The sequence below is a fragment of the Brevundimonas faecalis genome (assembly GCF_040549405.1).
In the GTDB taxonomy this organism is placed as follows: domain Bacteria; phylum Pseudomonadota; class Alphaproteobacteria; order Caulobacterales; family Caulobacteraceae; genus Brevundimonas; species Brevundimonas faecalis.
The window spans coordinates 717,016-730,948 of sequence record NZ_JBEPTF010000001.1 but is presented as its reverse complement, the minus strand read 5'-3'; the positions used below and the strand labels follow the sequence as shown (position 1 = coordinate 730,948).

14 protein-coding genes are annotated in these 13,933 nt (G+C 71.9%); 5 read left to right on the top strand and 9 right to left on the bottom strand.

Annotated elements, in window-relative coordinates; genetic code table 11:
* Positions 1-246 precede the first annotated feature (246 nt).
* Entirely contained in the window at positions 247-591 is a 345-nt protein-coding gene (locus tag ABIE19_RS03450; protein WP_354087721.1) for a hypothetical protein, read from the top strand.
* A 4-nt stretch (positions 592-595) separates the two neighbouring features.
* On the opposite strand, the gene ABIE19_RS03445 is transcribed toward ABIE19_RS03450, so the two are convergent.
* Positions 596-739: a hypothetical protein gene (locus ABIE19_RS03445; RefSeq protein ID WP_354087720.1), complete on the bottom strand. Its 144-nt coding sequence runs from the start codon at positions 737-739 to the stop codon at positions 596-598.
* Between ABIE19_RS03445 and ABIE19_RS03440 the strand changes: the two genes are divergently transcribed.
* Entirely contained in the window at positions 738-1,988 is a 1,251-nt protein-coding gene (locus tag ABIE19_RS03440) for a hypothetical protein (protein ID WP_354087719.1), read from the top strand. The two genes, ABIE19_RS03445 and ABIE19_RS03440, sit on opposite strands and share 2 nt — an antisense overlap.
* 21 nt (positions 1,989-2,009) lie before the next feature.
* Here the strand turns inward: ABIE19_RS03440 and ABIE19_RS03435 are convergent, their stop codons facing one another.
* Genes ABIE19_RS03435 through ABIE19_RS03415 form a run of 5 tightly spaced genes read right to left on the bottom strand, consistent with a single transcriptional unit; the run spans position 2,010 to position 8,649 of the window.
* The gene (locus ABIE19_RS03435; RefSeq protein ID WP_354087718.1) at positions 2,010-2,591 is read right to left on the bottom strand and encodes a cation efflux transmembrane domain-containing protein; all 582 of its coding nucleotides are present in this window, start codon (positions 2,589-2,591) and stop codon (positions 2,010-2,012) included.
* Positions 2,588-5,809, bottom strand: coding sequence for an efflux RND transporter permease subunit (locus ABIE19_RS03430; protein WP_354087717.1), 3,222 nt, complete (start codon positions 5,807-5,809; stop codon positions 2,588-2,590). The genes ABIE19_RS03435 and ABIE19_RS03430 overlap by 4 nt, the downstream gene beginning before the upstream one ends.
* Before the next feature lie 13 nt (positions 5,810-5,822).
* Positions 5,823-6,983 (bottom strand): efflux RND transporter periplasmic adaptor subunit, encoded by a 1,161-nt coding sequence (locus tag ABIE19_RS03425; protein ID WP_354087716.1) that lies wholly within the window; start codon positions 6,981-6,983, stop codon positions 5,823-5,825.
* Positions 6,983-8,266 (bottom strand): TolC family protein, encoded by a 1,284-nt coding sequence (locus ABIE19_RS03420; protein ID WP_354087715.1) that lies wholly within the window; start codon positions 8,264-8,266, stop codon positions 6,983-6,985. Before ABIE19_RS03420 ends, ABIE19_RS03425 begins: the two co-directional genes overlap by 1 nt.
* Positions 8,267-8,319: 53 nt before the next feature.
* The gene (locus ABIE19_RS03415) at positions 8,320-8,649 is read right to left on the bottom strand and encodes a hypothetical protein (RefSeq protein ID WP_354088579.1); all 330 of its coding nucleotides are present in this window, start codon (positions 8,647-8,649) and stop codon (positions 8,320-8,322) included.
* Positions 8,650-8,807: 158 nt separating this feature from the next.
* Here ABIE19_RS03415 and grxD point away from each other — a divergent pair, with 158 nt between their 5' ends.
* Together grxD and ABIE19_RS03405 are read left to right on the top strand one after the other, a co-directional pair.
* The gene (grxD, locus tag ABIE19_RS03410; RefSeq protein ID WP_354087714.1) at positions 8,808-9,167 is read left to right on the top strand and encodes a Grx4 family monothiol glutaredoxin; all 360 of its coding nucleotides are present in this window, start codon (positions 8,808-8,810) and stop codon (positions 9,165-9,167) included.
* Between the two features lie 7 nt (positions 9,168-9,174).
* On the top strand, positions 9,175-9,600 hold the full coding sequence (locus tag ABIE19_RS03405) for an acyl-CoA thioesterase (RefSeq protein WP_354087713.1): 426 nt from the start codon (positions 9,175-9,177) through the stop codon (positions 9,598-9,600).
* A gap of 197 nt (positions 9,601-9,797) precedes the next feature.
* On the opposite strand, the gene ABIE19_RS03400 is transcribed toward ABIE19_RS03405, so the two are convergent.
* Together ABIE19_RS03400 and ABIE19_RS03395 are read right to left on the bottom strand one after the other, a co-directional pair.
* Positions 9,798-10,184 (bottom strand): hypothetical protein, encoded by a 387-nt coding sequence (locus ABIE19_RS03400; protein WP_354087712.1) that lies wholly within the window; start codon positions 10,182-10,184, stop codon positions 9,798-9,800.
* Positions 10,184-10,315 (bottom strand): hypothetical protein, encoded by a 132-nt coding sequence (locus ABIE19_RS03395; protein WP_354087711.1) that lies wholly within the window; start codon positions 10,313-10,315, stop codon positions 10,184-10,186. Before ABIE19_RS03395 ends, ABIE19_RS03400 begins: the two co-directional genes overlap by 1 nt.
* 153 nt (positions 10,316-10,468) lie before the next feature.
* Here ABIE19_RS03395 and ABIE19_RS03390 point away from each other — a divergent pair, with 153 nt between their 5' ends.
* Entirely contained in the window at positions 10,469-11,584 is a 1,116-nt protein-coding gene (locus tag ABIE19_RS03390) for an NADH:flavin oxidoreductase/NADH oxidase (protein WP_354087710.1), read from the top strand.
* Here ABIE19_RS03390 and ABIE19_RS03385 read toward each other — a convergent pair.
* Complete coding sequence (locus tag ABIE19_RS03385) at positions 11,554-13,917, bottom strand: bifunctional diguanylate cyclase/phosphodiesterase (RefSeq protein ID WP_354087709.1); 2,364 nt, start codon at positions 13,915-13,917, stop codon at positions 11,554-11,556. The two genes, ABIE19_RS03390 and ABIE19_RS03385, sit on opposite strands and share 31 nt — an antisense overlap.
* Between the last annotated feature and the right edge of the window lie 16 nt (positions 13,918-13,933).

Sequence of the window (13,933 nt, the reverse complement as noted above, 5' to 3'; positions counted from 1 at the left end):
GGAGGGGGCGACCACAGCGGCGACGTTGAGTGAGGTTCAGCCCTCGTCCAGCCCAACCCCGGAAACCGCAGGCCCGACCTTTCGCCCCCTCCACCACGCTACGCGCGGTCCCCCTTCCCCGCTTTGCGGGGGAGGAGAAGATCGGCCTTGGGGGGTGGCTTTACCTCGTGGAAGCACGCATTTTAAGCGGAGCCGCCGCGTGCTTTACCGCGCCGCCGGCGCACCGTTCGCCGTGGGAGCGCCCGCATGTTCATCGCCGCCGCCTTCGCCGCCATGGCCGCCCTGGAGGCGCCGCAGGAGACGCCGCGCCCCCTGCCCTATGAGGAGGCGGTGCGGTGCGCCGGCCTGACTCAGGCGGCGTCGGAGCTGGAAGGCGGAGAGAGCGCGGAGGGCAAGGCCCTGTACGACGCCGCCCTCTATTGGTCGCTGGCCGCCATGCAGGCGGCGACGGCTGGCGGTCGCGACCCTGCGGCGGCCGAGCGCGAGCAGACCCGCGCCCGTCTCGTTTCGGTGCAGAAACTGACCGCCGGAGACGCTCCGTCCCGCGCCGCCCTGGCCCGCTGCCGCCAGCTGACGCCCGACCTGGGCTGACCCCTCAGCCCTGAAAGCCCGCCGCGCCGGGATTTTGTAAAATTTCCACAGGCCGAAACCCCGCGAACCCTTCGCGCGGCGCTGCGTTTGCTTGTTCAGCCATGGAATCGCGGAAGCGGTCCCGCAGCGGGACGACGAAGGTCATCATGTTCGAATTCGGCAGGGATCTGCGCAGACTTTTCGAGAAGGCGCGCGACAGCGACGACCTGGGCTGGCTGGAGCTGATCGGCCTCAACCTGGTCGAGGCCGAAGCGCGGCTGCAGTCGACCGACGCCGGACGGGTGTCCTGCTCGCGGCCGCACGAGGCGGCCCTGCGCGCCTCGGCCCTGTGGCGCGAGCACGCCCGCCGCGCCGGGACCGCCGCCAGCCTGGAGAAGGCCGAGGCCGCCGCGCGCGACGCCGCCGCCGCCGCCCAGAACGACGATCAGGGCGTCCGCGCGGCCCTGGCCATGGCCCAGGCCGGAATGCTGGCCTTCGACCTGTGCGGAGAGCCCGCGCGGCTGACGGCGGCCGGCGGCCTGCTGGCGGCCCTGCCCACCGCTCGGCGCAGCGACACCGCCGCCGCCGTGGCCGCCCTGCACGCCCGGCTGAAATCGCGCGAGGCCGCCCTGTCCGGCGACGCCGAGGCCCTGAACGAGGCCTCCGCCCTGATGGAGGCCGCCCTGCACGGCCTAAAGCACGGCCGCCGTCCGATCGAGGACGAGCTGAAACTGGAACGCGCCGCCCTGATGCTGGAGGCCGGGCTGGCCGCGCGCGATCCCCATATTCTGGACCAGGCGGGCCGCGACCTGCGCGCCCTGGTCGAGGCCTGCCCGCCGGATCAGCGGCCCATCAGCCGCGCCCGCGCCCTGGCCCTGTGCGCCGCCGGGATGGCGGCCCTGGCGGCCGTGGCCGGAAGCCCTCTGGCCCGCGACCAGGCCCAGGCCCTGTTCGACGCCGCCGCCGACCAGTTCACCCCCGACCACAGCCCGATGGACTGGGCCGCCGTCCAGGTGCTGCGGGCCGAGCGCGAGCCCCTGCCGCCGCTGGTCCTGGCCCAGGCGGAGGCCTTGACCGAGGGCGGCGGCCTAGTGCTGGGCGCCATGGCCCACGAACGCCGCGTGGCCCAGGAGGTCGGCCGCGCCGGTTCGATCGGCGACCTGCGCGCCCTGCTGGAGATCGAGGCCGGCCTGCGCAGCCGCCTGGCCCGCCCGGCCCCCGCCACGACGCCGCTGGACTGGGCCTCTGATCAGATCGGCATGGCCCGCGTCGCCCTGGCCCGCGCCCGCTGGACCGGAAGCACGCCCGACGGCCTGGGCCTGATGCTGGTCGAGGCCGCGGCCACCGCCCGCGAATGCGGCGCCCCGACCTTGGCCCTGGCGGCCGAACGACTGATCCCGGCGTCCGAGAAGGCTTGAAGCCGGGTCGACCGTCCCTGACTAGCCCGCCCGGCCGGCGTCGCGCAGGATGTCGATCCCGCCCTTCACCGCGATGGCCACCACGATCACGCCGACCGCCAGATCGGGCCAGGCCTGGTTCAGCGTCATGACCAGGACCCCGGCGACCAGGATGCCGCCGTTCGAGGCGAAGTCGTTGAAGCTGAAGGTCTCGGCCGCGCGCATGTTGACGTCGTCGCTGCCCTGACGCCGGATCAGGATCAGGCAGGCCAGGTTCACGACCGCCGCGACGACGGCCAGGCCCATCATGGTCCAGCCGACCGGCTCGGTCCCGACGATCCAGCGCCGCCCCACGTCCAGCAGGACGCCCGCCGCGAAGATCAGAAGCATGATCCCCGACAGGCGGGCGGCGCCGCGCTTCCACGCCATCGCCCGCCCGACCGCCAGGAAGCTGATCAGGTAGACGATGGCGTCCGAGCCGTTGTCCGCCGCATTGGCCAGCAGGGCGCTGGACTCGGCGAACAGGCCGCCGAGTCCGAGCACGACGAACAGCAGGGCGTTCAGCACCAGCACGATCAGCAGGGTGCGGCGCTGAAGCCCTTCTCCCTCATGAGAACCGCTCAATCCTCCACTCCTTCGGCCTTGCGGTGCTTGACGGCCTTGGCCGCGAAGGTCGGAAGCACCAGCAGGGTCAGGGCCGTGGCCGTCAACAGGCCGCCGATGACCACCGTGGCCAGGGGCTTCTGCACCTCGGCGCCCGCCCCGCTGGCGATGGCCATGGGGATGAAGCCGACAATGGCGACCGTCGCCGTGGTCAGGACCGCGCGCAGTCGGCTGAAGGCGCCGAAGAGGGCGGCCTCGTGCGGGGGATGGCCCGCCTGCAGCCGTTCGCGGATCGCCTGCATCAGGACCAGCCCGTTCAGGGTCGCGACGCCCGACACGGCGATGAAGCCGACCGCCGCCGAGACCGAGAAGGGCATGCCCCTGAGCAGCAGGGACAGGGCCCCGCCGACGAGGGCCAGGGGCACGCAGGCGAAGACCAGCCCCGCCTCCGCGAACGACCCCAGGGCCATGAACAGCAGGACGCCGATCAGGATGAAGACCACCGGGATGACCAGGCCCAGGCGCTGCTCCGCCCGCTTCAGGTTCTCGAACTGCCCGCCCCAGGTCAGGGAATAGCCGGTCGGCAGTTCGACCTGCTGTCGCACCCTGGCCTGGGCGTCGTCGACGAAGCCGCCCAGGTCGCGGCCGCGCACATTGGCCTGGACCACCATGCGGCGGCTGCCGTCGTTGCGGCTGATCTGGTTCCGGCCTTCCGCCACCTGGATCCGGGCGACGGACGACAGGGGCACCGTCACGCCCGTCGCCGTGGTGATCGGCAGGGCGTTCAGGGCGGCGGGATCGTTGCGCTGCGCGTCCGAAAGACGGACCACCACGTCGAAGCGGCGGTCGCCCTCGAAGATCTGGCCCGCCTCGGCTCCGCCCACGGCGGCCGAGACCGCCTCCGACACGTCGGCCGCCGACAGGCCGTAGTTGGCGGCGGCGAAGCGGTCGACGCTGACCGTCAGGGTCGGCAGGCCGGACGCCTGCTCCACCCGCACGTCGGCCGCGCCGGGGGTGTCGCGCAGGACGGCCGCCACCCGATCCGCCGTCGCCTGGAGCTGGGCGAAGTCGTCGCCGTAGACCATGACCGCCAGGTCGGTGCGGACGCCCGAGATCAGTTCGTTGAAGCGCAGCTCGATCGGCTGGCTGAACTCGAAGCTGTTGCCCAGCTGGGTCGAGGCCGCCTTTTCGATCCGGGCGATCAGCTCCTCCTTCGGCAGCTTCGGATCCGGCCAGGCCTTGCGGTCCTTCAGCACGATGACGGCGTCGGAAATGTTCGGCGGCATGGGGTCCACCGCCGCCTCGGCCGTGCCGGTGCGCGAGAAGACGGTCTTCACCTCCGGCTGGGCCTTGATCGTCCGCTCCAGCGCCATCTGCATGGCCAGGGACTGTTCGAGCGAGGCCGAGGGCACGCGCAGGGCCTGCATGGCGATGTCGCCCTCGTCCAGGGTCGGGATGAACTCCCGGCCCAGGAGGGTGAAGGCCAGGCCGCCGACGACCAGGGCGCCGAGCGCCGCCGCCAGCACCGTCTTCGGACGGGCCACGGCGGCGCGGATGGCCGGTTCAATCCCGCGACGCGCGCGACGCAGCAGGAAGGTCTCATGCTCTTCCGCCTCGCCGTTCTCGTCGAGATGGACGGTCTTCGGCTCCTTGACCAGCAGGGCCGTCATGGCCGGAACGAAGGTGAAGGAGAAGATGAAGGCGCCGACCAGGGCCAGCATGACGGTGGCGCCCATGGGGATGAAGGTCTTGCCCTCCACCCCTTCCAGCAGCAGCAGGGGGGTGAAGACCAGCAGGATGATCAGCTGGCCGAAGGCGGCGGGCTTGACCATCTGGCGGGCCGCGGCGGCGGCGACGTCCAGGCGTTCATGACGGGTCAGGACGCGGCCCAGGTCGGCGCGACGCCGGCTGAGCATCAGCAGGGTGTTCTCGACCACCACCACGGCGCCGTCGACCAGAAGGCCGAAGTCCAGCGCCCCCAGGCTCATCAGGTTTCCGCTGATGCCGAAGCGGTTCATGCCGATGACCGCGAACAGGAAGCTGATCGGGATCATCAGGGCCGTGATCGTGGCCGCGCGGATGTTCCCCAGCAGCAGGAACAGCACGACGATGACCAGCAGGGCGCCTTCGGTCAGGTTCTTGGCCACCGTCTTGATGGTGGAGTTGACCAGGGCGCTGCGGTTCAGCACCGGTTCGGCGACGACGTCGGGCGGCAGGGCGGCGCCGACCTCCTGCAGCCGTTCGGCGGCGGCCTGGGCCACGGTGCGGCTGTTCTCGCCCGCCAGCATCAGGGCCGTGCCGATGACCGCCTCATGGCCATCGCGGCTGGCGCCGCCCAGACGGGGCGCCTGGCCGATCTCGACCACAGCCACGTCGGCGACGCGGACGACCAGGCCGTTGCGGTTGACCACGGGCGCCTGGGCCAGGTCCTCGACCGTCTGGGCCAGGGCGTCGGTACGGACGGTCAGGGCCTCGCCCGCCCGCTGCACATATCCGGCGCCCGCCTGGGTGTTGGCGCGGTCCAGGGCCTGGATCAGGTCGTTCAGGCCCAGGCCGTAGCCGGCCAGGCGCGCCGGGTCGGGACGGACGGCGTATTCCTTCACATAGCCGCCGTTGACGTCGACGCCCGCCAGGCCGCGCGCGGTGCGCATGCGGGGCGCGATGATCCAGTCCTGGACCGTGCGCAGATAGGTCGCCCGCGACTGGGGCGTCGTCAGACGCTCGCCGTCGGGCGTCAGATAGGCGCCGTCGGGCTGCCAGCCGGGACGGCCGACGCGGGCGGTCCTGGCGTCGAACGGCTTGAAGTCCACCGTCCACATCAGCACCTCGCCCAGGCCGGTGGTGACGGGCGCCAGGGCGGGCTCCACCCCTTCGGGCAGGCGTTCGCGCGCCTGGGCCATGCGCTCGGCCACCTGCTGGCGGGCGAAGTAGATGTCGGTCGCGTCGGTGAAGACGACCGTCACCTGGCTGAAGCCGTTGCGGGTCAGGGAGCGGGTGGTCTGCAGCCCCGGTATCCCCGCCATGGCCGTCTCCAGCGGGTATGTGACCTGACGCTCCATCTGTTCGGGGGCCAGGGCCGGGGCCACGGTGTTGATCTGGACCTGCCGGTTGGTGATGTCCGGCACGGCGTCGATGGGCAGCCGGGTCAGTTGGAACAGACCCCAGGCCGAGACCAGGGCCGTGGCCAGGACGATGAACCAGCGGAAGCGGACCGAGGCTTCGATGATCGCCTTGAACATGTTCGCCTCCCCCTCAGTGACCGTGTTCGGCTTCGCCCTTGGCCAGTTCGGCCTTGAGCAGGAAGGCGTTGGCCGCCGCGACGCGTTCGGTTCCGGTCAGGCCGCGCAGGATCTCGGTGCGGCCGGCGGCCTGGCGGCCGGCCAGGATCGGCTGGACGCGGAAGCCGCCCGGAATCTGGACGAAGACGACCGCCTGCCCCTCCACGGTCTGCACCGCCTCGGACGGCACGGTGAAGCCGCCCACGGCCTCGCCCGTGACGATGACGCCGGTGATCGCCGCCCCGGGCGGAGGCAGAGCGCCGCCCGCCGCCCGCGCGCGGATGACGGTCGCCCCGCTCTCTCCGCCCGCTCCGACCGCCACGCCCGTCACCACGGCGTCGAACTCGCCCAGGGGGCCGGCGCCTTTCAGCGTCGAGCCCGCCCGCACGCTGGCCGCCAGGGCCGCCGGCGCATTGAAGACCACCTCCACCCGCGACGGATTGGTGACTTCCGCCACGACCCCGCCCTGGGGCACGAAGCCGCCCGGCCCGGTCTGGACCGAGGTCACGACGCCGGCGATGGGGCTTACGACATTGAAGCGACCCGAGGCGCTCGGCGAACCGGCCGCCGTCGCTCGCGCCCGCGCGGCCTGCGCCACGGCCTGGGCGCTGACGGCCTGGGCATGGGAAACCTCCGCCTCGCGCCGGGCCACGACGCCCGCGTCGGCCAGGTCCTCGTCCCGATCATGCGCCTGTTCGGCGGCGATGGCCGCGGCCTGGGCCGCGTCGACCTCGGCCCTCAGGCTGGCCGCGTCGCCGCTGACCAGGACCGCCATGGCCTGCCCCGCCCGCACCGGCTGACCCGGCGCGACCAGCACGCGCTCGACCCGTCCGCCGACCGCGACCGAAATCGCCGCGCGCGCGTCGATCATCGGCTCGACGCGGCCCGACAGGCGGATCTCGCCGCCCCCGCCCCGCGAAACCGCGACGACCTCGAGGCCGGCGGCCCTTTGCTGTTCCGGGGTCAGTTCGACCACGCCTTCCGGCGGCTCGGCCGCTTCCGCTGCGGCCTGCTCCTTTTTCGGCGCTTCGGAAGCCGAAGGGGACAGCATCAGATAGAGGCCGCCCGCTCCCAGCAGGCCGAGCACGGCGACGCCCGCGATCAGGGCCTTCTTGTTGGATGATAGCTTGCGCATCAGCGGCTTCCTTGGAAGGGGGCGCGGCCGTCGAGGCGCGCCAGGTCGATCTCGGCGCGGACGCGCGCCATGCGGGCGTCGACGGCGGCGGATCGGGCGTTGATCAGGGCGGCGCGGGTGACGCGCAGCTCCAGTTGCGAGATGCGGCCGGCCTCGGCGCCGATCCGCGACAGGCGATAGGCCTCCTCGGCGGCCCTCACCCCGGCGTCGGCCGCCGAGACGCGGCCCGACGAGGCCGAGAGGCGGGCGGTCGCGGCGCGGCGGTCGGCGCCCGCATCCTGGCGCGCCTGGGCCACGCGGGCCTCGGCGGCGCGGAACTCGGCGCGGGCGGCGTCGATATTGCCCCGGTTCCGGTCGAACAGCGGCAGGGGCAGGCTGAAGCCGACGGTCAGGGCCGTCTCGTTCTCGGCGCCGAAGCGGGTCACGCCCAGGCTGGCGGTCACGTCGGGCCGGGCGTTGATCCGTTCGACGTCGATCCGCCGCTCGGCCGCCTTGCGTTCGGCCTCGGCCACGCGCACGGCGGGAGCGTCCGCGGCTGTCGGAGCCAGGTTCGGGGTCTGGGCGCCGACCTCGGCGTCCAGCAGGCCCGCCGCCACGGCGGTAGCGGGGGTCGGCAACATGGCCGCGGCGCTGAGACGGGCGAAGGCCGCGTCCCGCTCGGCCGCGGCCTCGTCCAGGGCGGCGCGGGCGGCGGCGGCCTCGCTCTCGGCCTGGACCCCGCGAAGCAGGGGCTCGCGCCCCTCCTCGACCAGGAGCAGGGCCGCGCGGGCGTCGGCCAGGGACAGGGACAGCCCCTCCTCCGCCAGTTGGGCCCGGCGCTGGGCGGCCTCGGCCTCGGCGTAGACCAGGGCCAGACGGCCGGCCGCGTCCACCAGAGCCAGGTCGCGGCGCAGGGCGGCGGTTCCGGCCTCGGCCCGGGCGACGTTCACCCGGGCGGGACGACGGCCCCACAGCTCCAGCCCCTGGCTGAGCGACAGGTTGAGGTCGGCGGCGCCGAAACCCGAATAGGGACCGGAACCGCCGATGTTCTCGGCGCCGAGGGACAGGTTGGGATTGGGCCGGACGCGGGCCTGACGAACGCGGGCCTCGGCCGCCTCGGCCAGGGCGCCGGCCTCGACGGAGGCCGGGGTCTGGTCAAGCCGGGCAAGAAGCTCAGGATAGGAGGGCGCGGGATCGGCCCAGGCGGGCGCGGCCGATGCGACCGTCGCCAGGACGGCGAGCGCGCAGCCGGCCGTCCAGGACGGCTGACGACCACGCGGCCGCCGACGAATTGTCGAAGACATGATTCATTTCCAGAAGAGAGACACGAAGGGCGCGCAGGGGCGCGGGCTTCGGCTCAGCCTCTGGGAGGGCGCTTGAGACCTTCGGCGGCGAAGGAGACGGGTCCGTCGTCGCGCGGGACGACGCGGGGCGCCCGCACGAACAGGGCGGCGACGGCGAACTCGGTCGCCGCGTGTCTTTCGCCGGCCGTATGGTGGCAGTGGCCGTGGGCGCAGACGCCGTGCTCGCCCTGGCCGCTGTGGTCGCCGGACTGGGGATCGTGATCCATGGTCTGGTGAGCGGCCGGCGGCTCCGGCGCGCAGGCGGCGGCGTCGGTCGCGGGCGAAACGACGAAGGCGGCGATGACCAGGGTCAGCGCCGCGAAAACCCTCGCCAATGTCCGCATTGACCAAGCCATCGGGGCTTTAGGTAGTTGCGCCGGTTTTCCAAGGCAATCTGTTATAAGGTTCGCGGACGATGATCGCAGAACGATGTCGGCGCGAGCGGCCTTGACCCCGCCCCATTGGGCGCCTAGCTGACGGGCTCCTCCGAAAGGCCCCTATCGTGACCGATCAAACCACCGCACAAGCCGCAGATCCCGTCCACGCCTTCATCGCCCAGACCGTGGCCGAGCATGACGTGGTCCTGTTCATGAAGGGCACGCCGGACGCGCCGCGGTGCGGCTTCTCGTCGCTGGCGGTGCAGATCCTGGACCATGTGGGCGCCCCCTTCGTCGGCGTCGACGTGCTGCAGGACGAAGCCCTGCGCGAGGGCATCAAGGCCTTCACCGACTGGCCGACCATTCCCCAGCTCTATGTGAAGGGCGAGTTCGTCGGCGGCTCCGACATCGTCCGCGAGATGTTCCAGGCCGGCGAGCTTCAGGCCCTGATGGCCGAGAAGGGCGTCGCCCTCGGCGAGGCGTAAAGCCCCGATGGCCCGGCCGCAGCTTCAACCGCGCGAGGACCGCGAGGTCTTCGTCGTCCCCCTGGACGTGCGGCCCGAGCACATCGACGAGAACGGACACGTCAACAACGTCGTCTATGTCGGCTGGCTGCAGGACGCCGGCACGGCCCACTGGAACGCGCGCTTCGACGAGGAGACCCGGGGCAAATGGTCCTGGGTCGCCCTGAGGCATGAGATCGACTATCTGCGCGGCATAGAGCCCGGCGCGACGGGCGTCGTGGCCCGCACCTGGGTCGGCGACCCGCAGGGGCCGCGCTTCAACCGCTATGTCCGCATCGAGGACGGCGAGGGCCGCCTGTGCGCCCAGGGCGTGTCCGAATGGTGCCTGGTCGAGGCCAGAAGCCTGCGCCCCAGCCGGATTCCGGCGGAGATGCTGGGGCCGTTTTCGGCTTAAATCGGCTGACCTGAACTCCTCCCCCGTTCACGGGGGAGGGGGACCGCGAAGCGGTGGTGGGGGCGAGCACAGCCGCCGATGGTCGGTTTGTTTCCGCCGCCGTCCCGCCCTGACCTGGAAACCGCAGCCCGATCCTTCGCCCCCTCCACCACCTGCGGTGGTCCCCCTCCCCCGCTGCGCAGGGGAGGAGAAGAAGATTAGAGACTGATCGGGTTCAGGACGCGGACGGCTTCGCCGGACCGGAGACCCAGTTCTTCATAGGTCCAGCTGACCAGCTTGCCTTCGGCGACCAGGGCCTTGCACAGGTCGGGGGTGCGGCGGATCAGGGTCAGTTCGGCGGGGTCGCCGTCCTTGATCCGGACCTCGAAGCTGGACGCCTCGGTGCAGCCGTTGGAGCCGACGACGACGCTCAGGCGACGGCCGTCGAAGTCGACCTTGCGGACGGCCTCCGCCGTCTCGGCGCGACCCGTCTGGTCCGACACGGCGACGGAGACGCGCTCTCCGCCTTCGCTCGAATAGAAGACGCAGCCGCCGAGCAGGGGCAGAAGGGTCGCGGCCAGGCCTGCGACGAGCGCAGCGCGCATTACTGGCCGTCCTCGTTCGGGGCCGAGTGGATGACGCGGGTGGTCGGCTTCTCGGTGGAGATGAAGACGCAGCCCGACAGCATGGGCGCGGCGACGGCGGCGACGGCGAGAGCGATGATGATGTGGCGCATGGCGGGATCCCTTGAATGGCTTTGCGCGGCCTAAGTGCCAGCGCAGCGACGCGGGATCACGTGAATAATCGGAAAAGCTGGGGCTTGAACGAAACAGCCACAGTCATAGCTACTGTGCTCCCCTCCCCGGGCCGCCATCCGAAAGACCGCCTCATGAGTCTGTTGTTCACCCCGCGCGCCGTCGGGCCGCTGACGCTGAAGAACCGCATCGTCGTCGCCCCCATGTGCCAGTATTCGGCCGTGGACGGCGTTCCACAGCCCTGGCACGCCCAGCACGTGGCGCGGATGGCCCTGTCGGGCGCAGGGCTGGTGGTGATCGAGGCCACTGGGGTCGAGGCGGCGGGCCGCATATCCTGGGCCGACGTCGGTCTGTGGAACGACGAGCAGGAAGCCGCCTTCGCCCGGATCCTGCGCGACATCTGCACCTATTCCGACACGCCGATCGGCATCCAGCTGGGCCATGCGGGACGCAAGGCCTCGACCAATCCGCCCTGGATCGACCATGGCGGCCCGGCCCCGGCGGACCAGGCCTGGGAGACGGTCTCGGCCTCGGCCCTGGCCTATCGCGACGGCTGGCATGTCCCGACAGCGCTGGACGCGGCCGGCATGGACCGGGTGGTCGAGGCCTTCGCCCAGGCGACGCGACGGGCCGACCGCGCCGGTTTCGACCTGGTCGAACTGCACGCCGCCCACGGCTATCTGCTGACCCAGTTCCTGTCGCCGCTGTCGAATGCGCGGACCGACGACTACGGCGGCGCCCTGGAGAACCGGATGCGCTTCCCTCTGCGCGTGGCCCAGGCTGTGCGGGACGCCTGGCCCCGGACCAAGGCCCTGGGCGTCCGTTTCAACGGCTCGGACTGGACCGAGGGCGGGATCACGGTCGAGGAGGCCCAAGTCTTCGGCCGGGCGCTGCACGACATGGGCTACGACTATCTGCACCTGACCAGCGGCGGTAATGTCGCGACGGCGCGCATCCCCGGCGACCTGCCGGGCTATCAGGTTCCCTTCGCCGAGGCGGTGAAGGCGGCCGCGCCCGAGGCGACCGTCATGGCCGTGGGCATGATCGTCACGCCGGGACAGGCGGAGGACCTGCTCGTCGCAGGCCAGGCCGACCTGATCGCCGTGGCGCGCGCCGTGCTGGACGATCCGAACTGGGGCCATCACGCCGCGACGGCCCTGGGTCGGCCGGAGGCCCTGCCGCTGCCCTATGAGCGGGCCGGGGTCGAGCGCTGGCCCGGTTACGCCACGGCGCGTTCGGCCTCGAATTGAGGCGTGGCGGCCACGCCCTGGGACAGGGCGTCGGCCTCGGGCTGGGGACGGCCCAGCAGGTAGCCCTGGACCTCGTCGCAGCCCTGGGCCCGCAGGAAGGCCAGTTGCTCGGGCGTCTCGACCCCCTCGGCCAGGACCGGGATGGACAGGCTCTCGCCGATGGTCAGGACGGCGCGGATGATGGCCCGCGACTGGGGCGCGGCGCCGTCCAGCTCGGTCATGAAGGACCGGTCCAGCTTGATCTTGTCGAAGGGGAAGGCCCGCAGGGTCGACAGGGACGAATAGCCGGTGCCGAAGTCGTCCATGGCGATGGTCACGCCCAGGGCCTTGAGCTGGCGCAGGACATGGGTGGTGCGGGCCATGTCGCTGATCATGGCCGTCTCGGTGATCTCCAGCTCCAGCCGCGAGGGGGCCAGGCCCGTCTCCAGCAGGACCTGATGCACCAGACGCGGCAGGTCGACGTGGCTGAGCTGGACCGGCGACAGGTTGACGGCGATGCGGTGCGGCTCCTCCCAGGCGGCGGCCTGACGGCAGGCCTGGCGCAGGACCCATTCGCCGATCGGCAGGATCAGGCCCGTCTCCTCGGCCACAGGGATGAAGTCGGAGGGCGAGATGTAGTCGCCGTCGTCGCCGCGCCAGCGCAGCAGGACCTCGTAGCCGGTGGCCTTGCCCGTCTCGACCGAGGCCTGGACCTGATAGTGCAGCTCGAACCGTTCGTTATCCAGGGCTTCGCGCAGGGCCTGGGTGACGCGGCGGCGGGCGCGGACGGCCTGGTCCATGTCCGCCTCGTAGAAGCAGACGTCAACGGTCAGCGAGGCCTTGGCCCGGTACATGGCCAGGTCGGCGTTGTTGATCAGGGTCGACAGGTCCGTGGCGTCCTCGGGCCACAGGGAGACGCCGATGCTGGCGCCGCAGGACAGGTCGGCGTGATCAATCGTCACCGGCTGGATCACGGCGGCGCGCAGGCGGTCGGCCACGGCGCGGGCCTGCTCGCGCGAGGTCACGGGGGCCATGGCGACGAACTCGTCCCCGCCCTGGCGAGCGATGAACTCGCCGTCCTGCAGGGCGTCGCGCAGACGCTCGGCGATACGGCACAGAAGCTGGTCGCCGACCGCGTGGCCGTAGAGGTCGTTGACCTCCTTGAAGCGATTCAGGTCCAGGGCGAACAGGGCCAGGGTCTCTTCCGGCTTCACCGTCGCGGTCAGGCGGGTCAGGCGCTCCAGGAAGGAGGCGCGGTTGGGCAGGCCCGTCAGGCTGTCGTTGCGGGCCAGGTGGGCGATGCGGCGTTCCTGGGCCAGGCGGGCGCGCAGGTCGCGCACGGCGTAGATCATCACCTCTTCGCCGCCGCCCTGGTCTTCCTTGGCCGACAGTTCGACCGGCAGGACCTCGCCCGTGGCGGTGGTCAGGGAGGACTGGATCATGTCGCCGTCGGTCAGGCGGCCGACGTCTTCGGCCCATTGCGACAGGGAGGCGCCCAGGACGGCCTCGCGCTCCAGACCCATCAGCTTCAGCAGGGCGCTGTTGACGGCGATGACGACCCCGGCGCGCTGGACGGCCATGCCGTCCACGCCGCCCTCGATCAGGTGTTGCAGGCGAGCCTTGGCCAGGCCGCGCGACTGGCTGTCCAGGGCGTAGCTGGCGGCGCCCGCGCCCAGGACCAGCAGGCCCACGCCCGCCACGCCCAGGGCCAGGGCGTGCTTGGCGTCGTCGCCGGTCAGGGCGCCGTCGACCGGGGCGAAGGGCAGGACGCTGAGAGCCGCCATGGCGGTGAAGTGCAGGACGACGATGCCCAGGACCATGCAGCCGATGGCCGCCCAGCGGCCCCGCGCCTCGGTCGCCCGGCTCGCCAGGAAGAAGGACAGGACCCCGAAGACCACCGAGCCCACGACGGAGGCCGTCACATAGGCGGCGGACCAGTGCATGACGGCGTCGACGGCGAAGGCCGCCATGCCGACGAAGTGCATGATCGCCACGGTGACGCCGAAGACCGCGCCGGCGAGAATGGGGAAGACCCGTCCGCGCAGGCCCGAGGTCATCAGGGCGGCCGCCGAGCCGCAGATGGCGACCAGCAGGGACAGGCCCGTCATGCCGGGGCCGTAGGCGACGTCCACGCCGGGCTCATAGGCGATCATGGCGACGAAGTGGGTGCACCAGATGGTGGCGCCCCCGGCGACCGCGCCCAGGAAGATCCAGGCGGCGCGCACCGCCGATCGGGTGACGCGGATGCGCTGCAACAGGTTGACCGTGATCCAGCTGCCGAGAACGCAGACGAGGGCGGCCAGGGCGACGAGGCCCAGATTATGGGCCGTGGCCAGACAATCGATGATACGCATCAGGACCTTGGGGGCA

Coding starts and splice junctions, on each gene's coding strand:
- ABIE19_RS03450 (WP_354087721.1), top strand. CDS start 247: ATGTTCATCGCCGCCGCCTTCGCCGCCATGGCCGCCCTGGAGGCGCCG.
- ABIE19_RS03440 (WP_354087719.1), top strand. CDS start 738: ATGTTCGAATTCGGCAGGGATCTGCGCAGACTTTTCGAGAAGGCGCGC.
- ABIE19_RS03445 (WP_354087720.1), bottom strand. CDS start 739: ATGATGACCTTCGTCGTCCCGCTGCGGGACCGCTTCCGCGATTCCATG.
- ABIE19_RS03430 (WP_354087717.1), bottom strand. CDS start 5,809: ATGTTCAAGGCGATCATCGAAGCCTCGGTCCGCTTCCGCTGGTTCATC.
- ABIE19_RS03425 (WP_354087716.1), bottom strand. CDS start 6,983: ATGCGCAAGCTATCATCCAACAAGAAGGCCCTGATCGCGGGCGTCGCC.
- ABIE19_RS03420 (WP_354087715.1), bottom strand. CDS start 8,266: ATGTCTTCGACAATTCGTCGGCGGCCGCGTGGTCGTCAGCCGTCCTGG.
- ABIE19_RS03415 (WP_354088579.1), bottom strand. CDS start 8,649: ATGCGGACATTGGCGAGGGTTTTCGCGGCGCTGACCCTGGTCATCGCC.
- ABIE19_RS03405 (WP_354087713.1), top strand. CDS start 9,175: ATGGCCCGGCCGCAGCTTCAACCGCGCGAGGACCGCGAGGTCTTCGTC.
- ABIE19_RS03400 (WP_354087712.1), bottom strand. CDS start 10,184: ATGCGCGCTGCGCTCGTCGCAGGCCTGGCCGCGACCCTTCTGCCCCTG.
- ABIE19_RS03395 (WP_354087711.1), bottom strand. CDS start 10,315: ATGCGCCACATCATCATCGCTCTCGCCGTCGCCGCCGTCGCCGCGCCC.
- ABIE19_RS03390 (WP_354087710.1), top strand. CDS start 10,469: ATGAGTCTGTTGTTCACCCCGCGCGCCGTCGGGCCGCTGACGCTGAAG.
- ABIE19_RS03385 (WP_354087709.1), bottom strand. CDS start 13,917: ATGCGTATCATCGATTGTCTGGCCACGGCCCATAATCTGGGCCTCGTC.